The 16974-nt window shown below is 66.7% G+C and carries 19 protein-coding genes; 2 read left to right on the top strand and 17 right to left on the bottom strand.

Going from position 1 to position 16974, the window contains the following annotated elements:
• Positions 1-12: 12 nt before the first annotated feature.
• The 12 genes from Q8S30_RS20275 to Q8S30_RS20220 all read right to left on the bottom strand — a co-directional run bounded on the left by Q8S30_RS20275 (position 13) and on the right by Q8S30_RS20220 (position 11341).
• Positions 13-951 (bottom strand): alpha/beta fold hydrolase, encoded by a 939-nt coding sequence (locus tag Q8S30_RS20275; protein WP_305667837.1) that lies wholly within the window; start codon positions 949-951, stop codon positions 13-15.
• A gap of 1 nt (position 952) precedes the next feature.
• On the bottom strand, positions 953-1888 hold the full coding sequence (gene metA / locus Q8S30_RS20270; protein ID WP_305667836.1) for a homoserine O-succinyltransferase: 936 nt from the start codon (positions 1886-1888) through the stop codon (positions 953-955).
• 65 nt (positions 1889-1953) lie between these two features.
• Positions 1954-2817, bottom strand: a complete 864-nt coding sequence (locus Q8S30_RS20265) for an ATPase (RefSeq protein WP_305667835.1) — start codon at positions 2815-2817, stop codon at positions 1954-1956.
• Positions 2818-2848: 31 nt separating this feature from the next.
• Positions 2849-3748: a DMT family transporter gene (locus Q8S30_RS20260; protein ID WP_305667834.1), complete on the bottom strand. Its 900-nt coding sequence runs from the start codon at positions 3746-3748 to the stop codon at positions 2849-2851.
• Positions 3749-3910: 162 nt separating this feature from the next.
• A complete protein-coding gene (locus Q8S30_RS20255; protein WP_305667833.1) occupies positions 3911-5029 on the bottom strand; it encodes an outer membrane protein transport protein in 1119 nt (372 codons plus the stop codon).
• A 144-nt stretch (positions 5030-5173) separates the two neighbouring features.
• On the bottom strand, positions 5174-6109 hold the full coding sequence (locus Q8S30_RS20250; protein ID WP_305667832.1) for a DMT family transporter: 936 nt from the start codon (positions 6107-6109) through the stop codon (positions 5174-5176).
• A gap of 53 nt (positions 6110-6162) precedes the next feature.
• On the bottom strand, positions 6163-6432 hold the full coding sequence (locus tag Q8S30_RS20245) for a putative quinol monooxygenase (protein ID WP_305667831.1): 270 nt from the start codon (positions 6430-6432) through the stop codon (positions 6163-6165).
• 11 nt (positions 6433-6443) lie between these two features.
• Positions 6444-7520 carry an ABC transporter ATP-binding protein gene (locus Q8S30_RS20240; protein ID WP_305667926.1) on the bottom strand — a complete coding sequence of 359 codons (1077 nt, stop codon included), beginning with the start codon at positions 7518-7520 and terminating at the stop codon, positions 6444-6446.
• 47 nt (positions 7521-7567) lie between these two features.
• On the bottom strand, positions 7568-8374 hold the full coding sequence (locus tag Q8S30_RS20235) for an ABC transporter permease (protein WP_305667830.1): 807 nt from the start codon (positions 8372-8374) through the stop codon (positions 7568-7570).
• Between the two features lie 31 nt (positions 8375-8405).
• Entirely contained in the window at positions 8406-9299 is an 894-nt protein-coding gene (locus Q8S30_RS20230) for an ABC transporter permease (RefSeq protein WP_305667829.1), read from the bottom strand.
• Positions 9300-9449: 150 nt separating this feature from the next.
• Entirely contained in the window at positions 9450-9926 is a 477-nt protein-coding gene (locus tag Q8S30_RS20225; protein ID WP_305667828.1) for an aldehyde dehydrogenase family protein, read from the bottom strand.
• Between the two features lie 5 nt (positions 9927-9931).
• Positions 9932-11341 (bottom strand): PLP-dependent aminotransferase family protein, encoded by a 1410-nt coding sequence (locus Q8S30_RS20220; protein ID WP_305667827.1) that lies wholly within the window; start codon positions 11339-11341, stop codon positions 9932-9934.
• An 86-nt stretch (positions 11342-11427) separates the two neighbouring features.
• On the opposite strand from Q8S30_RS20220, the gene Q8S30_RS20215 reads away from it, so the two are divergent.
• A complete protein-coding gene (locus tag Q8S30_RS20215; RefSeq protein ID WP_305667826.1) occupies positions 11428-11652 on the top strand; it encodes a DUF1127 domain-containing protein in 225 nt (74 codons plus the stop codon).
• An 88-nt stretch (positions 11653-11740) separates the two neighbouring features.
• Here the strand turns inward: Q8S30_RS20215 and Q8S30_RS20210 are convergent, their stop codons facing one another.
• Positions 11741-12382 (bottom strand): lytic transglycosylase domain-containing protein, encoded by a 642-nt coding sequence (locus Q8S30_RS20210; RefSeq protein ID WP_305667925.1) that lies wholly within the window; start codon positions 12380-12382, stop codon positions 11741-11743.
• 308 nt (positions 12383-12690) lie between these two features.
• On the opposite strand from Q8S30_RS20210, the gene ssb reads away from it, so the two are divergent.
• The gene (ssb, locus tag Q8S30_RS20205; RefSeq protein ID WP_305667825.1) at positions 12691-13230 is read left to right on the top strand and encodes a single-stranded DNA-binding protein; all 540 of its coding nucleotides are present in this window, start codon (positions 12691-12693) and stop codon (positions 13228-13230) included.
• Positions 13231-13670: 440 nt separating this feature from the next.
• Here the strand turns inward: ssb and Q8S30_RS20200 are convergent, their stop codons facing one another.
• The 4 genes from Q8S30_RS20200 to Q8S30_RS20185 all read right to left on the bottom strand — a co-directional run bounded on the left by Q8S30_RS20200 (position 13671) and on the right by Q8S30_RS20185 (position 16915).
• Positions 13671-14111 (bottom strand): hypothetical protein, encoded by a 441-nt coding sequence (locus Q8S30_RS20200; protein WP_371135565.1) that lies wholly within the window; start codon positions 14109-14111, stop codon positions 13671-13673.
• 33 nt (positions 14112-14144) lie between these two features.
• Positions 14145-15143, bottom strand: a complete 999-nt coding sequence (locus Q8S30_RS20195; protein ID WP_305667824.1) for an SLAC1 anion channel family protein — start codon at positions 15141-15143, stop codon at positions 14145-14147.
• A gap of 86 nt (positions 15144-15229) precedes the next feature.
• Complete coding sequence (locus Q8S30_RS20190) at positions 15230-15583, bottom strand: DUF5368 domain-containing protein (protein WP_305667823.1); 354 nt, start codon at positions 15581-15583, stop codon at positions 15230-15232.
• Positions 15584-15595: 12 nt separating this feature from the next.
• The gene (locus tag Q8S30_RS20185) at positions 15596-16915 is read right to left on the bottom strand and encodes an FAD/NAD(P)-binding oxidoreductase (protein ID WP_305667822.1); all 1320 of its coding nucleotides are present in this window, start codon (positions 16913-16915) and stop codon (positions 15596-15598) included.
• Between the last annotated feature and the right edge of the window lie 59 nt (positions 16916-16974).

The following is a 16974-nucleotide window of genomic DNA, read 5'->3' as shown; positions in this document are numbered from 1 at the left end:
TGCGGCGGGGCCTCAGCGCAGCCCGGCGCGGGCGGCGGCGCGGTCGATGACAGAGACGACCGCTTCAGGGTCGGCATGGTGCGGCATGTGGCCGACGCCCGGCAGCACGGTCAGCCGCGCCCCCGGCACCTCGCGCGACAGGGCGCGGGAATGGATGTCGAGCCAGACGGTCCGGTCGGCATCGCCGTGCAGCACCTCGACCGGCATGTCGATTGCCGGATACTGCCGCGATTGCGCCGCAAGCTCGTCCTTCAACGTGGCGCGCTGCTGCGCATTGGCGGCCAGCGTCTTGCGCGAGGCGGACATAAGCGGGCCGAAATGCTCGGCATAGCCCTCGGGCTCGGATTGCGGGGCAAAGACGCCCTCAACCATGCCGTTCACCGTGTCCGCCGGTACCAGCGCGGCGATGGCAGGCACCGCGACGACGCGGCCCACGGCCGAGGAGGTGACCCGGTAGAACAGCGACAGATCCCCCTCCCACGGATGCGAGGCGGCGGCGAGCGTGACAAGGCCCGCGACGTTCTCGGGCCGATGCACCGCCCAAGCCAGCGCGACGGAGCCACCATAGCTGTGCCCCACCACCAGCGGCCGGTCGGCCCCCAGCTCCACCGCCAGATCCGCCAGCAGCTCTGCCTGCTGCGCCAGCGTGCCGCCACCGGGCAATGCGTCGGAATAGCCAAAGCCGGGGCGGTCAGGCACGATCACGCGGTAGCGGTCGCTGAGCCGGCCCACCAGATCGAAGGTCATGTCGCGGCCAGAGCCGGAGGCGCCGTGGATCAGCACCAGATCCGGCCCCTGCCCCGCCACCACCACATGCAGCCGGTGCCCGCCCACGGTGACGAACTGGCCCTGCGGCGGGTTGGCGGCGCGCGTCGCCGCCTCGCGCGAGGCGGCGCAGGCGGTCAGCCCGAAGCTGGCCAGCAGCGCAAGGGCTGCAGCGACACGGCCCATCCTACGCCGCGGCCGGCGTGCCGATATCTGCGAGCTCGAACGGGGTGGTTTGGTAGATTTCGTTGATCCAGTTTCCATAAAGCAGATGTGCGTGGCTGCGCCACCGGTTCAAGGGCGGGCGCGCGGGATCGTTACCGGGATAGTAATTCATCGGCACATTGATGGGCTTACCGGCCGCGGTGTCGCGGTCATATTCCTCTTTCAGCGTGCCGGTGTCGTATTCGAAATGGTTGAAGATATAGAGCGCGCGGTGCGCCTCATCCTGCACCAGACAGGGGCCCACCTCATCCGACCCCAGAAGCGTCACCAGCCCCGGCGCGGCGTCGATCTCGGCCTGGCGCATCTCGGTCCAGCGGCTGACCGGGATCACGAAATCATCCGAAAACCCGCGCAGCAGCGGCGAGGCGGGCGCGAGGTTCTGGTGGCGGAAACAGCCGAAGGCCTTGGCCGGCAGGATGTGCTTCTGGACCCCGTGGAAATGCCAGATCATCGCCATCCCGCCCCAGCAGACGCCAAAGGTGGAATGCACATGGGTCTGGGTCCAGGCAAAGACCCGGGCCAGTTCTTCCCAATAGGTGACGTCCTCGAAGTCCAGATGCTCGATCGGCGCGCCGGTGATGATGAGGCCATCGAACTTGTCGCCGCTCGCCTCCACCTCGGCGAAGGGGCGGTAGAACTCTTCCATATGCTCGGCGGCGGTGTTGCGCGTCTCATGGTCGGTCATGCGGATCAGCGACAGGTCGATCTGCAGCGGCGTCGCGCCGATCAGCCGGGCGAACTGGTTCTCTGTCTGGATCTTCTTGGGCATCAGGTTCAGCAACCCGATGCGCAGCGGCCGGATATCCTGCATCGCCGCCCTGCCCGGCGACATGACCATGACGCCCTCTGCCGACAGGATGTCGAAGGCGGGAAGCGTCTCGGGCAGGGTGATGGGCATGGTGCTCTCCTTCAGAGCTGGCGGAACGGGCAGAGCAGGTCAGATAAGCCGTGCGGGCCGCGCACTCAAGCCCTGCGATCCAGCGCGGTCGCCACCAAATCGGTGAAGTCCTGGGCGCTGCGCAGGCGGGCGACGTCCTCGGCGCGGACCTTCAGGCCCCAATTGGTCGCCATCGCGGCATAGCGGGGCTGGCGATGGGCCAGCGCGCGGGCATAGGTCCAGCGCACGAAGGCATCGGGATCGACGGCGGCTTCATCGGCGCCGGTCTCGGCCAGATAGTCGGCCCAGGCGGCGTGCAGGAAGGCGGGTTGGTAATACATCGGCTTCGGGGCGCGGTCGAAGCGGCGGACGAGTTCGGCGGTATGCGCGTCGGACCCTTCGATCCAGATCATCAGCGTGTCTTGCGACAGCGCCGTCAGCACCGGGTCGGCGGGGTCATGCGGGTTCACCACCTCGCAGATGCTGCCGCCGGAATCGCAGACGAAATTCGGGTAGCCATAGATCCCTTGCGCGCGGCGGGCGAAGTGGCCGGTGTCGAGCAAGGCCGCGATCTCGGCCAGCCGGTGCTGCTCTTGCCGCTGCATGTATTCGGCGAAGGGCAAGCCGCCCTTGGCCGGGTCGCCCGGCTTGCCAAGGTAGGTGGAAAGCGGCGCCAGATTGTCGAAGGTGATGTTGGACGCGATATAGACGCTGTCGGTCATCAGCAGCTCGCGCAGCAGCGGAACCTTCATCGCCTCGCGCTTGAAGTTGTCGGCGATATGCTCGCCCATGTAGCGGGTGCCGATGCGGTAATCGACGGAGTAGTGGAACCAGTCCCCGCCCTCACGCAGCAGGTTCGCAAGGTGGGTCTTGCCAAGGCCGGACATGCCGAACAGCAGCACCCGCTTGTCCGGCGCCGCCCGCCACTGTGCCGCATCCGCATAGATCATCGCCGCCCCCTGCCCGCTTCTTAAGGGGGATTTAACCTTGCCCCGCCGCAGGGTCACGGCTTTTCTGCAGGGCGGCGCGCAGCCGAAAGACCCGCCCGTCGATCACGATGAGCCCCGCGGCCAACAGCGCGAAGCCCAGATAGGCGCGCAGCGGCAGCGCCTCGTCGAACATCACCGCGCCAAGGACGATGGCGACCGGCGCGACCAGCAGCGTCACAAGGCTGAGGTTGCCCGCCCCCGCCATCTGCATCACCCGGTAGTAAAGGACGAAGGCCCCCGCCGTGGCGATCACCGACAGGTAGAAGAGCGCGCCCCAGGTGGCCGGCGCAAGGTCCAGCGGCGGCGGCCCCTCGACCAGCAGCGCGGCGGGCACCATCACCAGCGCGGCGGCCGTCAGCATCCCGGCGGCGGCAAGTTCCGGCGCCATGCCGCGGGTGGTCACGCGGCCAAAAGCCCCGGCGAAGGCATAGCTCAGCGCCGCCCCCAGCACCGCCAGTTGGCCGAGCGAGCTGGGGTCGAACCGCGCCAGCGCGCCGATGCCGATGGCGACAGCCACCCCCGTGAAGCCCAGAAAGACGCCCGCGCCCTTGCGCAGCCCCAGCCGCTCATCCCGGAACACCGCCGCGGCAACGGCCACCCCAAGGATCGCGGTGGCGGCATTCAGGATCGCCGCCAGCCCCGAGTCGATCCGCGTCTGGCCCCAGACGATCAGCGTGAAGGGCAGCGCGTTGTTCAGCAGGCCCATGACCATGAACGCCGCCCAGACCCGCGGCCCCCGCGGCAGTGCGATCCCGCGCAGCGCCACCACGCCCCACATAACCAGCGCGCCGATCCCGACGCGGAAGGCCACGGTGGTCAGCACCCCCACCTCGGCCAGCGCCAGCCGGTTGGACGGGAAGGAGCCGCCCCAGATCAGGGCGAGCGCGGCCATCAGGGCCCAGGCGAGGGGGGAGATCGTTGTCTGTTTCATGATGGGCGGACGCTAGGCCCGTGCCGGCCGCTCCGCCACCCGGATCTTGTGCCAAATACAAAAGGGCAAAAGCAAAAGGCCCCGCCGGAGCGGGGCCTTTCCAGACCGGCGCAGGACGCCGTATCAGAAGCTGTAGCCGACCCGGAACCCAAGGGCGACGCCCTCGTTGTCCTTGAAATCGCCGAAGGTGGTGCCAGCCGGATAGGCCAGCTGCGTTGCCTCGGTCTCGGTATCCCCCAGCCAGATATAACGCACACCGCCGGTGATCTTCATCGGGCCGCGCGTATAGGTCGTGGCAAGGCCCACCGAGGTGGCGCCGTCGGTCGGGCCGAGGTTGCCCGAGAAGCCGCCGATGGCATCTTCATAGCTGGCAGTGATCGCCCCGGACCAGGTGTCATTGAACTTGCGGCCCAAGCCGATACTGTAGGTCACGGTGTCGCCATCGTAATCAACCAAGTTGTCAAGGAACGCCTGGGTATAGAGCGGAGGCGCGATCTTGAACTCGGACCAATCCACCCAGCGGACCGAACCGAACAGCAGCGTATCGGCCGCGATCCCGGTCTGCGCTTCAAGGAGCAGCGATTGTGGGATAGTGGTCGTGAATTCGTTCTGCTGCACGAGCGCCCCAAACGATACGCTTTCCTGCACGCGGAAGTCATGGTCGATGGCCGAATTATAGGTCAGCGCGACGCGGGCGGCGATCTCGGGCTTTTCCCAGGCAACACCCAGCACGTAGCCAAAGTCGGTCTCTTTCTTGGACTTCATGTCATAGCCGTTGAACAGCGAAACCTCGCCCTCGGTCTGCACGGCGCGCAGGCCGCCGATCACCGAGAAGGACGGCGTCGCCTTATAGCGCAGCAGTCCCGTCAGGGCATGGCTGTCGATGGTGGCGGTGGACCCGGCATAGGAATAGCCGGTTCCCGTGGCGTAGTCGACATCGGCGCCAATAGGCTCATCGAGGATCAGCGCGAAGTCCAGCTTGTCCGTCAGCGCGGTTTTCACCGCCAACGACCAGGTGGTGTAATCCCCCGCCATGTCGCCCGACGAGTTGCCAGCCGGCGTGGTCAGCGGAACCTGCTGCACACCGCTGACATCGGGCGAAACGCTGCCGAGGCTGAACTCGACATAGTTGCCCTGTTCGAACAGGATTGCGACAGATTGGGTCGAACGCTCGATGCCACCGGCAAAGGCCCCCGTTGCAGTCAGAGCCGTGGCGCTGACCGTCATCAAGACACGTCTCATATTTAGAACCTCATCCCTACGAGTTCACTTGTAACGTCCACGTAACCGGCCCTTGCGTCAATCAATGACGTGACGTCGCGACATGGCTGCGTTGCAATTTTTGCAATGCAGAAAAATCCCCATATATTTGCGGCAGCGCAGCATTCAGGCCGCCACCTGTGGCACGGGGCGCCGCCCTGCCCGCGCATCGGCGGCCAGGTTGATCCAGTTGGCGCCGAAGATGATCGCGCCGCCGGCAAAGACCCAGATGTCCAGCGGCTCGCCATAGAGCAGCATCCCCACCACCCCGATCAGCGGCAGGCGCAGGAAGTCGATGGGCGTGACGATGGAGGCAGGCGCCAGCGACAGCGCCGTGGTCAGGCAGTAATGCGCGCCGAGGCCCGACAGGCCGATCACCACCAGCGGCAGCCAGCTGGCCGGGGCGGGCCAGGTCATCTGCCCATCCCACAGCGCAAAGACCAGCGCCAGCCCCAGCTGGATCGCGCAGAGCCAATGCAGGATGCCAAGTGTGGTCACCTTGCGCGTCAGCCGTTTGGTCACGATGGCAGAGCCCGCAAAACCAAGCGCCGCGCCAAAGGCGGCAATGATCCCGGGGCTGAAGCCGCCCACGCCCCAGGGTCGCGCCACCAGCAAGATGCCGGCAAAGCCGATGGCCGCCGTCAGCAGCTTGACCGGCATCAGCCGTTCGCCCAGCAGCAGCGGCGCCGCCAGCGCCACCATGATCGGGTAGGAAAACTCCACCGCGAACAGCTGCGCCAGCGGGATCAGCGTCAGCGCATAAAGCCACAGGTTCTGCCCGGCGAAATGCGCCGAGTTGCGTAGAAGGTGCTGGCCCATGAAGCGCGGCGCCAGTTCCTCCCGCCGCCGCAGCGTCAGCGCGATGGCATCGACGATGATAAGGCCCAGAAGCGAGCGCCAGAGCATGATCTCGAAGGTGTCGAGCTGCCCCTGCACCTCGCGGCCCGCGACCGCCATCGCCGAAAAGCCGAAGATCGCGCCCAACATCCACAGCGCGGCCAGAAGCGGTCGGTGCTGGGTTCCGCGCGCGGGCGCAGGGTATTCAAGGTTTGTGGATGTCATTACGCGTCCCCCCGACATCGGACTTGTCGGGCGGGCCCTGGGAAATGTCCAGCCTAGCCGGTGCGTGGAAAATCGCGCTGTATCCCGATGGTCGCACGGAACCAGTCCGAGGCGCGGTTGCGCGCCTGATGCGCTGCGAAGGCCGCCGCATCGACAAAAGTTTCATTGACGCTCCAGACGAGCGGGTCTTCGGTCTGCTCGATCGAAAACCGGACGCATCCCGGCTCGGCCAGTGTCAGCCGCACATGCTCGGGCAGATACTGCGCCACCGTTTCCGACTCGGCGGCATCCTTGCAGCGCAGCCAGCCGTTCAGATGGACCAATTGCGACTCCGTCACCGGAACAGTACCAGCGCCCCGGCGCTCCACGCCACGCGGGTGCGGGTGCCGATGTCGAGCACCGGGCGGCCAAAGACGTTGCGCATGGAGATCCGCACCGGGCTGTCCACCCCGTCGAGCCGGACGTCGTAATAGGTCATGTCGCCGTAATAGACGACCTCCTCGATGGTGCCGGGGGTCTCGCGCTCGGTGGTGGTCTGGCCTTCATAAAGCATGGTCAGCGTCTCGGGCCGGAAGCCCACGCTGGTCTCACCGCCGGTGATGGCGCCCGGCGCTTGCGTCGCGTCGATCTCGGTCTGGCCAAGCCCCTGCACGTCGATGGCGATGCGGCCCGCGGCCTCGGTCAGCACGCGTGCCGGAAGGAAGTTCATAACGCCGATGAAATTGGCCACCTGCCGCGAGTTCGGGCGGCGATACAAAGTCTCCGGATCGGCCAGTTGCGCGATCTGCCCCTCGAACATCACCGCGATGCGGTCCGACATCACCAGCGCCTCTTCCTGGTCATGGGTCACCAGAATGAAGGTGATGCCCACCTGCCGCTGCAGGCGGATCAGCTCCACCTGCATCTGCTCGCGCATCTTCTTGTCCAGCGCCGACAAGGGTTCATCCAGCAGCAGCACCTTGGGTTTGAGGATCAGCGCCCGTGCCAGTGCCACGCGCTGCCGCTGCCCGCCAGACAGCGCATGAGCGGCGCGCTTGCCATAGCCCTTGAGGCCGACCATCTCCAGCGCCTCTTCCACACGGCGGGCCTTCTCGGCACTGGTGCCACCCTCGCGGCGCAGGCCGAAGCCCACGTTCTGCTCTACCGTCAAATGCGGGAAGATGGCGTAGGACTGGAACACCATGTTCGTGGGCCGCACGTTCGCCGGCACATCGGCCATGTGCTTGCCATCAATCAGCACCGCGCCGGACGAGATATCCTCGAACCCGGCAATCGTCCGCAGCAGCGTGGTCTTGCCGCAGCCCGACGGCCCCAGCAGCGAGAAGAACTCACCCGCCTTGATGGTGGCGTTGATCCCGCGCAGCGCGTGGTAATCGCCGTAATATTTATGCACGTCCCGGAACTCGATCATCGTCGGGCGCGAGGCGATGGGCGCAGGGGCGGCGTGGGGGACGGTGTTCACAGGAAGCCTCCGGTATCCTTGGCGCCGGTCTTCTTCAGCCCGCGGCGGCGGAAATATTCAGCGATGGTCAGCAGCAGCACCGACAGCGCGACAAGAATGGTGCCAAGCGCCATGATCGCCGGGATCTGCTTGGGGAAGCGCAGCTGCGAGTAGATATAGACCGGCAGCGTCGGCTCCGACCCGGCAAGGAAGAAGGCGATGATGAATTCATCGAGGCTGATGGTGAAAGAGATCAGCAGCGAGGATATGATCCCCGGCATCACCAGCGGCAGGGTGATCAGCCGGAAGGTCGACAGCTTGCTCTCGCCCAGATCATAGGCCGCCTCCTCCAGCGACTTGTCGAGGCTCTGGAACGCCGCCGAGAGGATCGCGATGGCAAAGGGCGTGCAGATCAGCGTGTGGCCAAGGATCACCGTCCAGATCGCAAGGTCGATCCCGATCCCCAGCAGCACCATCAGCAGCGACATGGCCACGATCACCTCGGGCAGCACCAGCGGCAGCATGATCAGCCCCATCAGCCCGCCCTTGCCCGGAAACTCATACCGGGTCGAGGCGCGTGCGGCGAAGATCCCCAGCGTCGTCGCCAGCACGGACGATGACACTGCGATGATCAGCGAGTTCTTCAGCGCCAGATGCAGGGTGGGCAGATCCGCCAGCGCGGCGAACCATTTGGTGGTAAAGCCGCGCAGCGGGAAAGAGATGATGGTGGCATCGTTGAAGGCGAAGATCGGCAGCAGCACGATCGGCGCATAGAGGAAAATCAGATAAAGTATGGCGTAAAGGCGCAGACCCTGACCCTTCATCCGCGGCTCTCCTTCCGGCGTCTCGCACCCGTCATTTCTTCACCCGCAGGAACCGGGCGTTCAGCAGCACGAAGGCCAGCGCCACCACCGTCACGATCAGCATGGCCGACACCGCCAGCGCCGAACCCAGGGGGCGGTTGTCCTGATCGAGCATCTGGCTTTGGATCAGGTTGGCGATCATCGGGATCTTGCCGCCGCCGATCAGCTGCGGGGTCACATAGTCGCCAATGGTCGGGATCAGCACGATCAGCACCGCCGCCACCACGCCCGGCATCGCCAGGGGCAGCGTCACTCGCCAGAAGGTCATGATCCGCGATTCGCCCAGGTCCTGCCCGGCCTCGAGCAGCGAGCGGTCGATCTTCTCCAGTGCCACGAAGATCGGCAGGATGGCGAAGGGCGCATAGGCATGGGCCAGCGTCAGGACGATGGAGTTGACGTTATACAGGATGAAGGTCAGCGGCTCGTCGATCAGCCCCAGCGAGGTCAGGCCAGAGTTGATGACACCGTTATAGCCAAGGATCACCTTCCACAGGAACACCCGGATCAGGTAGCTGGTCCAGAACGGGATGGTGATCAGGAACAGCCACAAGGACTTGCGGTCGGGCGCGACGTGGAAGGACACGTAATAGGCCACCGGAAAGGCCAGGATCACCGTCACCGCGGTGACCATCATGGAGACGGACAAAGACCGCATCATCACCGCGCGGTAGATCGGCTGCGTCCAGGTGGTGATGTAATTGTCGAAGGTGAACTCCCAGACCAGCCGGGTCACGGAATCGCCGTCGGTCAGGAAGGAATAGGCCAGGATTGTCGCCAACGGCGCGACGAGCAGCAGCAGCGCGTAAAGCGCGGTGGGGCTGATCAGCGTGTATCCGGCGAAAGCCTCGGTCCGCCGGAAGCGGTCCCACCACGATTTTTCTTCCATGCCGCCCCGGTCCCCCGCGTCACCTGCCGCGCCGTGTTGGGCTCAGTTTGCACAGGACAGGGCGCGTGAAAAGGCCCCAATCGCCGGGACTTGCCCCCGCGGCGCGTGAAGCTTTGGCAGACGCCTAGAATTTGGGCGGCGGAGAAGGGCTCAATCGCGGCTTCGGGCGCTGGAGGTTTGCCGCAGGTCGGCAGCGTGGCCATTGAGCAGGTTCAGCACCCCCGGCGGCAACCCCGCCCCGCGCAGCGCCTCTATCAGGCCCAACATGGCGCGCGGGGTCGCGCGCGGGCTCACCAAGACCAGCGCATGGCCCGAGGCGAGCAGCACGCCAAGCTTCGCAGGTTGAGGCAGGGTGAAGCGCAGCAGCAGCGGCGCAGCGGGGGCCGTATGCGGCGCCAAAGGCACCTCCAGCCCCGCCTCGGCCATCAGCCCGGCGCGCATTTCAGTTGGCAGAGCCGCCCACTCCGGCGCAGCAGCTGCAGCCACCGCCATCGCCCGCGCCAGATCCTCGGGCCCCGCCAGCACCCGGCGGCCGCGCGGCCCGCCCGCCATCCGCTGTGACAGCGGCGCGCGCCAGGCCCCTCCCACAAAATGCGTCAGCCGCCGTTCGGAAAGATCACCGTCCACCCGGGTCAGACCGGCAGATCGCCGGGCGGCCGCGCCAGCAGCCGCGCCAGCGTCGCCAAGGCGGCGGCATAGCGCTCTTCGCTCACACCCGCCGCCACCGCGATCCGCACCGCATTCGGCGCATGGCCATCCTGCAGCGCGTATTCATCGGCAGAGCGGATCAGCACCCCCGCCCCTTCCGCCTCGCGCGCAAAGGTAGAGGCGCGCCAGCCGATCGGCAGCCGCAGCCACAGGAAGGAAAGCCCCGGTTGCCAGGACAGGTCATAGCGGCCAAGCGCGTTCACCGCCGTGGTCAGCCGCCGCGCATAGACGGCATTGACCCGGTCGCGCAGTTCCGCCGCCCGGCCGGACACCAGCAGGTCGGTAACGATATCGGTCAACGGGCGCGCAAGGCCAAAGAAGCTGTGCTGTGCCGTCAACCGCCCGGCCTCGCCCATGCCGCGCGGGGTGACGATAAAGCCCATCCGCAGACCGGCCGAGACCGATTTCGACAGGCTGGTCACATGCCACACCCGTTCCGGCGCCAGCGCGCGCAGGGCAGGCTCGGCCCCGCCGGGGACGGAATAGCAATCATCCTCGATGATCTGCAGGTCATGGGCACGGGCCACCGCCACGATCTCTTCGCGCCGTTCCAGCGGCATCCGAACCGTCGTGGGGTTCTGCGCCTCCGGCGTCAGGAACAGGATCCGCCCGCCATGGCGCCGGCAGGCCGCATCCAGCGCATCGGCGCGCAAGCCCTGCCCGTCCATCGCCACCGGCACCATCTCGGCCCGGTTCAGCCGTGCGGCATGGCGAAAGCCCGGATAGGCCAGCTCTTCGGCGAACACCACGGGTCGGTCGCCGCGCAGGCAGCATTGCAACACAAGGTTCATCGCCGATTGTCCGCCATGTGCGGGTACAATCTCATCGGCATCGAAGGCGCCAAGCACCCTGCCCTGCAGCCATGCGGCCAGCGCCTCCCGCAGCGGCTTGTCCCGTCGCAGCGAGGGATATTCCAGCCAATCCGACCCGATCTGCCCCGACACCCGCACCATCGCCTCGGCCAGCGCGGCGCTTTGGCCGACATCGGGCAATTGCGGGGACCGCAGATCCACCGGCCCGCAGCCCTGGGCATCCACTTCCGGCCGCTCGACATGCAGCGGCTGGCTCGGCCCAAGGCGGGGCGCGCGGGCGGCTACGAAGGTGCCCCGGCCTACGGCCGCTTCCAGCAGCCCCTCATCGGTGCCGATGGTGTAGGCGCGCGCCACGGTGCCGGGGGTCACGCCGATCCGCCAGGCCAGTTCCCGCACGGGCGGCAGCTTCACGCCCTCGTTCAGCCGACCATCGCGCACCGCGTCGCGCAGCGCATGGGCGAGGGCAAGATATTTGGGACCAGCGAATTGTCCCAGATCGGGACACCAAGTTGTATCAGTCACAATGTTTCTCTGGAAGGGATGCCTGCGGCTTTGTATTCATACGCCTACCAAACACCGATCATTGTATCAACACAAAAGGTTTCCAGATGTCGACCCTGCTGCTCAACGCCTCGCAATCCGCCTCCAATGGCGTGACGCTGCCGCGCCGCGCCGGGATCCTGCGTCAGGTTGCCACCGCGATTTCCACCTATACCACCCGCCGCGCCACCCGGAAGTCGCTGGCCCGGCTGGACGATTACCTGCTGCGCGATATCGGCGTCGACCCGCTGCATGCGCGGCAAGAGGTCGCCAAGCCGTTCTGGCTCAGCTGACGCCTCAAGTTTGGGTTCCGCCAACCCCTGACGGATACCCTCTTCCTGGCCGGGCCTTGTGCCCGGCCATTTTTTTGGGCCGCGGCCGTCAGCTACCCAGAATGACCTTCACGTAATTGGTGGTCTCGGCATAGGGCGGGATGCCGCCGTGCTTTTGCACCGCTTCCGGCCCGGCATTGTAGGCCGCCAGCGCGAGGCGCCAGTTGCCGAAGCGGTCATACATCATCTTCAGATAGCGGGCCCCGCCCTCGAGGTTCTCCGCCGGATTGGAAGAATCCACCCCCAACAGCGCCGCGGTCCCGGGCATCAGCTGCGCCAGACCGGCCGCGCCCTTGGGCGATACCGCCCCATGGTTCCAGCCGGACTCCTGCTGCACAAGGCGCAGGAACAAGTCCTCGGGGATGCCGTGGCGGCGGGCGGCGGCCTTCGCCACCTCCAGATACTCGCCCTTGTACTTGCCGGCATAGCGCGGCACCGCCCCCGTCACAGTGCGGCTCGCCGCATCGAAATTCGGCTGGTAGCGCACCGAGTTTTCATATTGCTGCGCGCCGCGGGTATCGAGCAGGCGGGTCTGGTTCTGGAACAGCATCGCGCGGTTCTTGGCGGATCCCGAAGCAGACAACCCCTCGGCAAGGGCCGGTCCGGCAACCAGCAAGGCGGCCAGCGAAAGTCCGGCCCGCAGCGAAGCAGACCGATACGTCCGGCGCCTGCCGACCGCATCCCGCAGCATGGCTTTTGTCACGTCTGGTCCACCCGTTGCCCACTGTCCCAGCGGCCGACTATAGCGGGTTTTCGCGTTTGTGCGAGTCTTCAGGCGCGGGGCCCTCGCTGCGATGCGGAGCGCCGCTTGCGGCGATGGGCCGCAAAGCGGCAGCATCCTGCCGATGCGGGCCAGCCCTCACCCCTGCCGCGGCGCTGGTCAGGGGAGAATTAGGCTTTCCTTAACCCTGATCGGATGGTCTAACCGGAAGCCAATTTTCGGGATTCGCGGGGCCGCCCAAGGGCGTGATCCGGCACAAGCTCAGGGGGAGGCACGCAATGGCGGGCTCGGTCAACAAGGTCATTCTGGTCGGCAATCTGGGGCGCGACCCCGAGGTGCGCAGCTTCCAGAACGGCGGCAAGGTCTGCAACCTGCGCATCGCCACCTCGGAAAACTGGCGCGACAAGCAAAGCGGTGAGCGCAAAGAGCGCACCGAATGGCATTCGGTCGCGATCTTCGACGAGAACCTCGTGCGGGTGGCCGAGCAATACCTGCGCAAGGGCTCGACGGTGTATATCGAGGGCCAGCTGGAAACCCGCAAATGGCAAGACCAGTCGGGCGCCGACAAATACACCACAGAGGTCGTCCTGCGCCCCTTCCGCAGCACCATGACAATGCTGGGCGGCCGCGGCGATGCCTCGGGCGGCGGTGGCGGGTCCAGCGACCGGGATGAAGGCTATGGCGGCGGCGAGAGCTATGGCAGTGGCGGGTCTTCGGGCGGCTATGGCGGCGGTTCGGGCGGCTCCTCCGGCGGCCGGTCGGGCGGCGGCGGTGGCGGCGCGGCGCGTCAGGATCTGGACGACGACATTCCGTTCTGAGGAGCGGGGGCGGGAGCGCCGGATCCCGGCTTGATGCGGCCCGCCGATACGCAAGCCGTGAGGGTCCGCCGAACGGACGGGGCGGACAGTAGCCGACCCACCTGTGCCGCTTGCCTTGGCGAAGGCCATCGCCTTCGCCACGCCGCGCCCTCTCCACTGTCACGGACGGGCCCACAAAGGGCCCGGCCAGCGCCCGCCCCGCCCTTGGCGGGCGCTTCTCGCCCACCAGGTCGGGCGCTGTCCTCACGGTCTCGTGTGGCCAGCGGCTCCGGGTGGCAGGTCCCGCACGGGCGGGGCGAGGCAGTGCCTCGCCTTTTCCCGCCCGAACTGCGCGGTCCGAATTACGCGACTGGCTCGAAGCCACTATTCTGCGCCACCACCCCACATGCCAAGGGCCGCGCGGCACAGCCGGCGGCCCCTCTCCTCGCACTGATTCCGGATCAGAAGCTCATCACCTGCGTATCCTCGGCAATGACCGCCGCGCCCATCGCATCAGGCGCTGCGGCCGTCACGCCGTCGATCAGCACCGAGGCATCGGCCCCCTTGCCCGGCAGGTAGATGGCGCAGACCTCTACCTGCACGCCGTTCTTCTCCATCAGCATCTTCATCAACCCCTGCGGGCTCGCGCCCTTCGGCGGCTGGCCGGCGGTGGCGGTTTCGGGGGCCTCCTTCAGCGCGATATCGGCGGCCGGACCGCAAAGCAGGATCCGCGCCTCGGCGCCCGCGGCGACGGCATTCATGGTCAGCACCATCGCCATCAGCTGGGTCTGCGGCTCGGGCGCGGTCAGGATGGTGATCAGCTTTTGCGCCTCATCGGCGGCGGCAGGCTGGGCGATCATCAACGCGGCAATCGCGGCGGGCAGGAAACGGGCCTTGGTCATCGGGTCGTCCTTTTCAGGTGAGGGGGAAACGGGTCACTCGGGCCGGCAGATCTCGCCCCGGGCCACGGCAAGCGTGGTACGCCCCACCAGCCCGGCGATCACCACCGCCAGCAGCGCCAGCAGTGCAAAGCCGATGCGCTGATGCGCGATCGACTGCGCCGCGGCGCCGTGGGCAAAGCTGGCGATGGTCAGCGCCGCCAGCGGGAAGGACAGCGCCCAGAACGACATGACGAAGGGCAGCCGCAATATCCGCGGCGCCTGCAGCGCGACGAGGGCGGCAAAAACATAGCCCAGGCTCAGCAGGATATGCCCGAAGGCATCCACGCCGGTGGCAGGCGCCATCATCCGCAGCCAGGCGACATAGGCCACCGCCGGGGGCGCGATCAGGATCACCAGCGTCGGCTGCAAGCGGCCCGGCAGCGGGTCGTGGAACACCAGCCGGTTGAAGACCAGCGTCAGCAGCACCAGCCAGAACAGCAGGCCGCCCGAGAAGAACAGCCAGGACAGGTCCATGTACCCCAGCGGCGCCCCCGCCACCGGCACGATCACATTGCCAACGGCGGGGATGAACCAGGCCGGGCTCAGATGCCCGTGCTGAAACGCCCGAGTCCCGATCCAGCCCGAGATCACCGCCAGCGTCAGCGCCCCTTGCAACAGCGTGCCAAGCGCCCAGACCACCAGCGCCAGCCGCGGCCAATCCCCCAGCAGCGCCACTCCCAGCAGCAGCATCGAGACCGACACGGTGGGAAAGAAGGCCAGCCGCACCGGATGGTGCCACTCCGCGCGCACCGCCGCCGGATGGCGCAGCGCCTTGGCGCCATAAAGCGCGATCAGCGTCAGGAACACCGCCCCCGTCACCGCCAGCAGCAGATGCGACAGGCCGGGCCCCCGCCCAAGCGCGCGCTCGGCGGCATGGACGGCGAGCGTGAAGCCGCCAAGACCCATGGTCGTGGCAAAGAAGGTGATCGGGAAATGCTCCAGCCTTCCATGCGGCACGGCGGGGGCAGAGGCGACGGGACTGGACGAGAACATCGGTAATACTCCGGCAGAGGGGGGCCACCGCGTGGCGGCCGCCGCGCGGGAAGGGCAGGTTTCGGTGTCGGCCGCTGGGGCCTATGTCAGCCGCGCTGCGGACCGCCGATCAGCGCCTGCGCGACATAGGCAAAGATGGTCAGCCCCACCGCGCCCGCCGCACCGATGACGATCAGCACGATCACGTCGACCGGCCCGCCGATGTCGCGGAACCCCGACGACGTCATCTCCTGCACGAACCAGATCGCGGCAAGGGCGCCGACCGGGGCCAGCAGCTCGGCCCGTACCAGGCGGCGGCTGACCAGATTGCGGTCGCGGATCAGCACATAGACGAAGGCTATCGTCCCCAGCGCCGCTGCCACGACCATCGCCCAGAACAGGCCAAAGCCGAAAATCTCCTCGAACACCGCCAGAAGCGTCTCGAATGTCAGGTCTTTCATGCCCGTCTCTCCTCAGGCCTTGCCGCGCAGCATGGCGTTATAGGTGGGTTTCAACGCGATTTCCTTCATCAGCCAGGAAATCCACAACTCCTCCAGCGGCGCGATCACACCGGGGAAAGACGGGGTCAGGTTGTCGTTATAGTCGAACTCGACCAGCATCGCCTTGCCGATCCGGGTGATCAGCGGGCAAGAGGTATAGCCGTTATAGACCTGAGTGCCCTCCTTGCCCTCGATCTGCGCGACCAGATGATCCTCGACCACCGGCACCATCCATTTGACGCTGGCCGCGGTCTTGCCCTTGGGCACGCCGCAGATGTCACCCAGCCCGAACACCTCGGGGAAGCGGGCATGGCGCAGCGTGCCCTTGTCCACCTCGATCCAGCCCTGATCGGTCCATTTGTCGGCCCAGGACAGGCCGGAGGCCCGCACCACATCGGGCGCCCGCATCGGCGGGATCACGTTGATGAAGTCATAGCCCTCTTCCTTGGGCCCCTCGGGCGTCTGGAAGGTGGCAATGCGGCGGCCCGGATCGAGCGCGATCAGCACATGGTCAAAGGCGGTCTGGATCCTCCGCTCGCCAAACAGCATCCGCAGCTTTTCCGACACGATGGGGACAGAGAAGAAGGCCTTGTTATGGGCCAGATACTTGATCTCCACCTTGTCCCGCGTGCCTTTGCGCACCGCATAGTCATCGGTCAGGAAGGTGTATTTCAGCGGCGCGCCGGCGCATTTCATCTCGGTCGCCGGGCGCGAGAACAGGCCCACCCCGCCCTCCGAGGTGAACTTGTCCATCGCTTCCCAGGTCTTCGCCGCATGCTCCGGCCCGGCATAGACTGACCCCACGCCATCGCTGCCGATCAGGTCCAGCGACATGCCGGGGATCGCGTCGTAATCGAGCTTCAGGCCCGTCGCCACCACCAGAAAGTCATATCCCAGCACCGTGCCGCCGGTAGAGGTCACGGTCTTCGCCACCGGGTCGATCCCGGCCGCCGCCTCCTCGATCAGGGTCACGCCCTGCGGCAGCCAGTCCTTCGTCGCCGACACAGAATAACCGGCAGGCTTCAGCCCCGCCGCAATCAGCGTGAAGCCGGGCTGATAGAGATGCTGCTTGCGTGCATCCAGCAGCGTGATCTCGGCCCCTTCCAGCCGGGTCACAAGCCGGTTCGCCAGCGCCGTGCCAGCGGCCCCCGCACCCAGAATCACGACCCTCGCCGCAGTCTTCACCCGCGCCGCCTGCGCCGGGGCAGAGCCCAAGGCCAACAGCGCCGCGGATCCGCCCGCCAGCCCCAGAAATCCCCGGCGCGACGATACCACCCCGTCAAATCCGTTCATCCACCCGTCTCCCCGTTACACATGCATGATCTAGCATGTATTCACAGGGAGCTATTTGA

It is taken from the genome of Frigidibacter sp. (assembly GCF_030695035.1).
Classification (GTDB): Bacteria; Pseudomonadota; Alphaproteobacteria; order Rhodobacterales; family Rhodobacteraceae; genus Frigidibacter.
Note: the sequence above shows the minus strand (reverse complement) of the source record. Positions and strands in the feature narration are given on the sequence as shown.

Coding starts and splice junctions, on each gene's coding strand:
- Q8S30_RS20275 (WP_305667837.1), bottom strand. CDS start 951: ATGGGCCGTGTCGCTGCAGCCCTTGCGCTGCTGGCCAGCTTCGGGCTG.
- metA (WP_305667836.1), bottom strand. CDS start 1,888: ATGCCCATCACCCTGCCCGAGACGCTTCCCGCCTTCGACATCCTGTCG.
- Q8S30_RS20265 (WP_305667835.1), bottom strand. CDS start 2,817: ATGATCTATGCGGATGCGGCACAGTGGCGGGCGGCGCCGGACAAGCGG.
- Q8S30_RS20260 (WP_305667834.1), bottom strand. CDS start 3,748: ATGGCCGCGCTCGCCCTGATCTGGGGCGGCTCCTTCCCGTCCAACCGG.
- Q8S30_RS20255 (WP_305667833.1), bottom strand. CDS start 5,029: ATGAGACGTGTCTTGATGACGGTCAGCGCCACGGCTCTGACTGCAACG.
- Q8S30_RS20250 (WP_305667832.1), bottom strand. CDS start 6,109: ATGACATCCACAAACCTTGAATACCCTGCGCCCGCGCGCGGAACCCAG.
- Q8S30_RS20240 (WP_305667926.1), bottom strand. CDS start 7,520: ATGATCGAGTTCCGGGACGTGCATAAATATTACGGCGATTACCACGCG.
- Q8S30_RS20235 (WP_305667830.1), bottom strand. CDS start 8,374: ATGAAGGGTCAGGGTCTGCGCCTTTACGCCATACTTTATCTGATTTTC.
- Q8S30_RS20230 (WP_305667829.1), bottom strand. CDS start 9,299: ATGGAAGAAAAATCGTGGTGGGACCGCTTCCGGCGGACCGAGGCTTTC.
- Q8S30_RS20215 (WP_305667826.1), top strand. CDS start 11,428: ATGTCGACCCTGCTGCTCAACGCCTCGCAATCCGCCTCCAATGGCGTG.
- Q8S30_RS20210 (WP_305667925.1), bottom strand. CDS start 12,382: ATGCTGCGGGATGCGGTCGGCAGGCGCCGGACGTATCGGTCTGCTTCG.
- ssb (WP_305667825.1), top strand. CDS start 12,691: ATGGCGGGCTCGGTCAACAAGGTCATTCTGGTCGGCAATCTGGGGCGC.
- Q8S30_RS20200 (WP_371135565.1), bottom strand. CDS start 14,111: ATGACCAAGGCCCGTTTCCTGCCCGCCGCGATTGCCGCGTTGATGATC.
- Q8S30_RS20195 (WP_305667824.1), bottom strand. CDS start 15,143: ATGTTCTCGTCCAGTCCCGTCGCCTCTGCCCCCGCCGTGCCGCATGGA.
- Q8S30_RS20190 (WP_305667823.1), bottom strand. CDS start 15,583: ATGAAAGACCTGACATTCGAGACGCTTCTGGCGGTGTTCGAGGAGATT.
- Q8S30_RS20185 (WP_305667822.1), bottom strand. CDS start 16,915: ATGAACGGATTTGACGGGGTGGTATCGTCGCGCCGGGGATTTCTGGGG.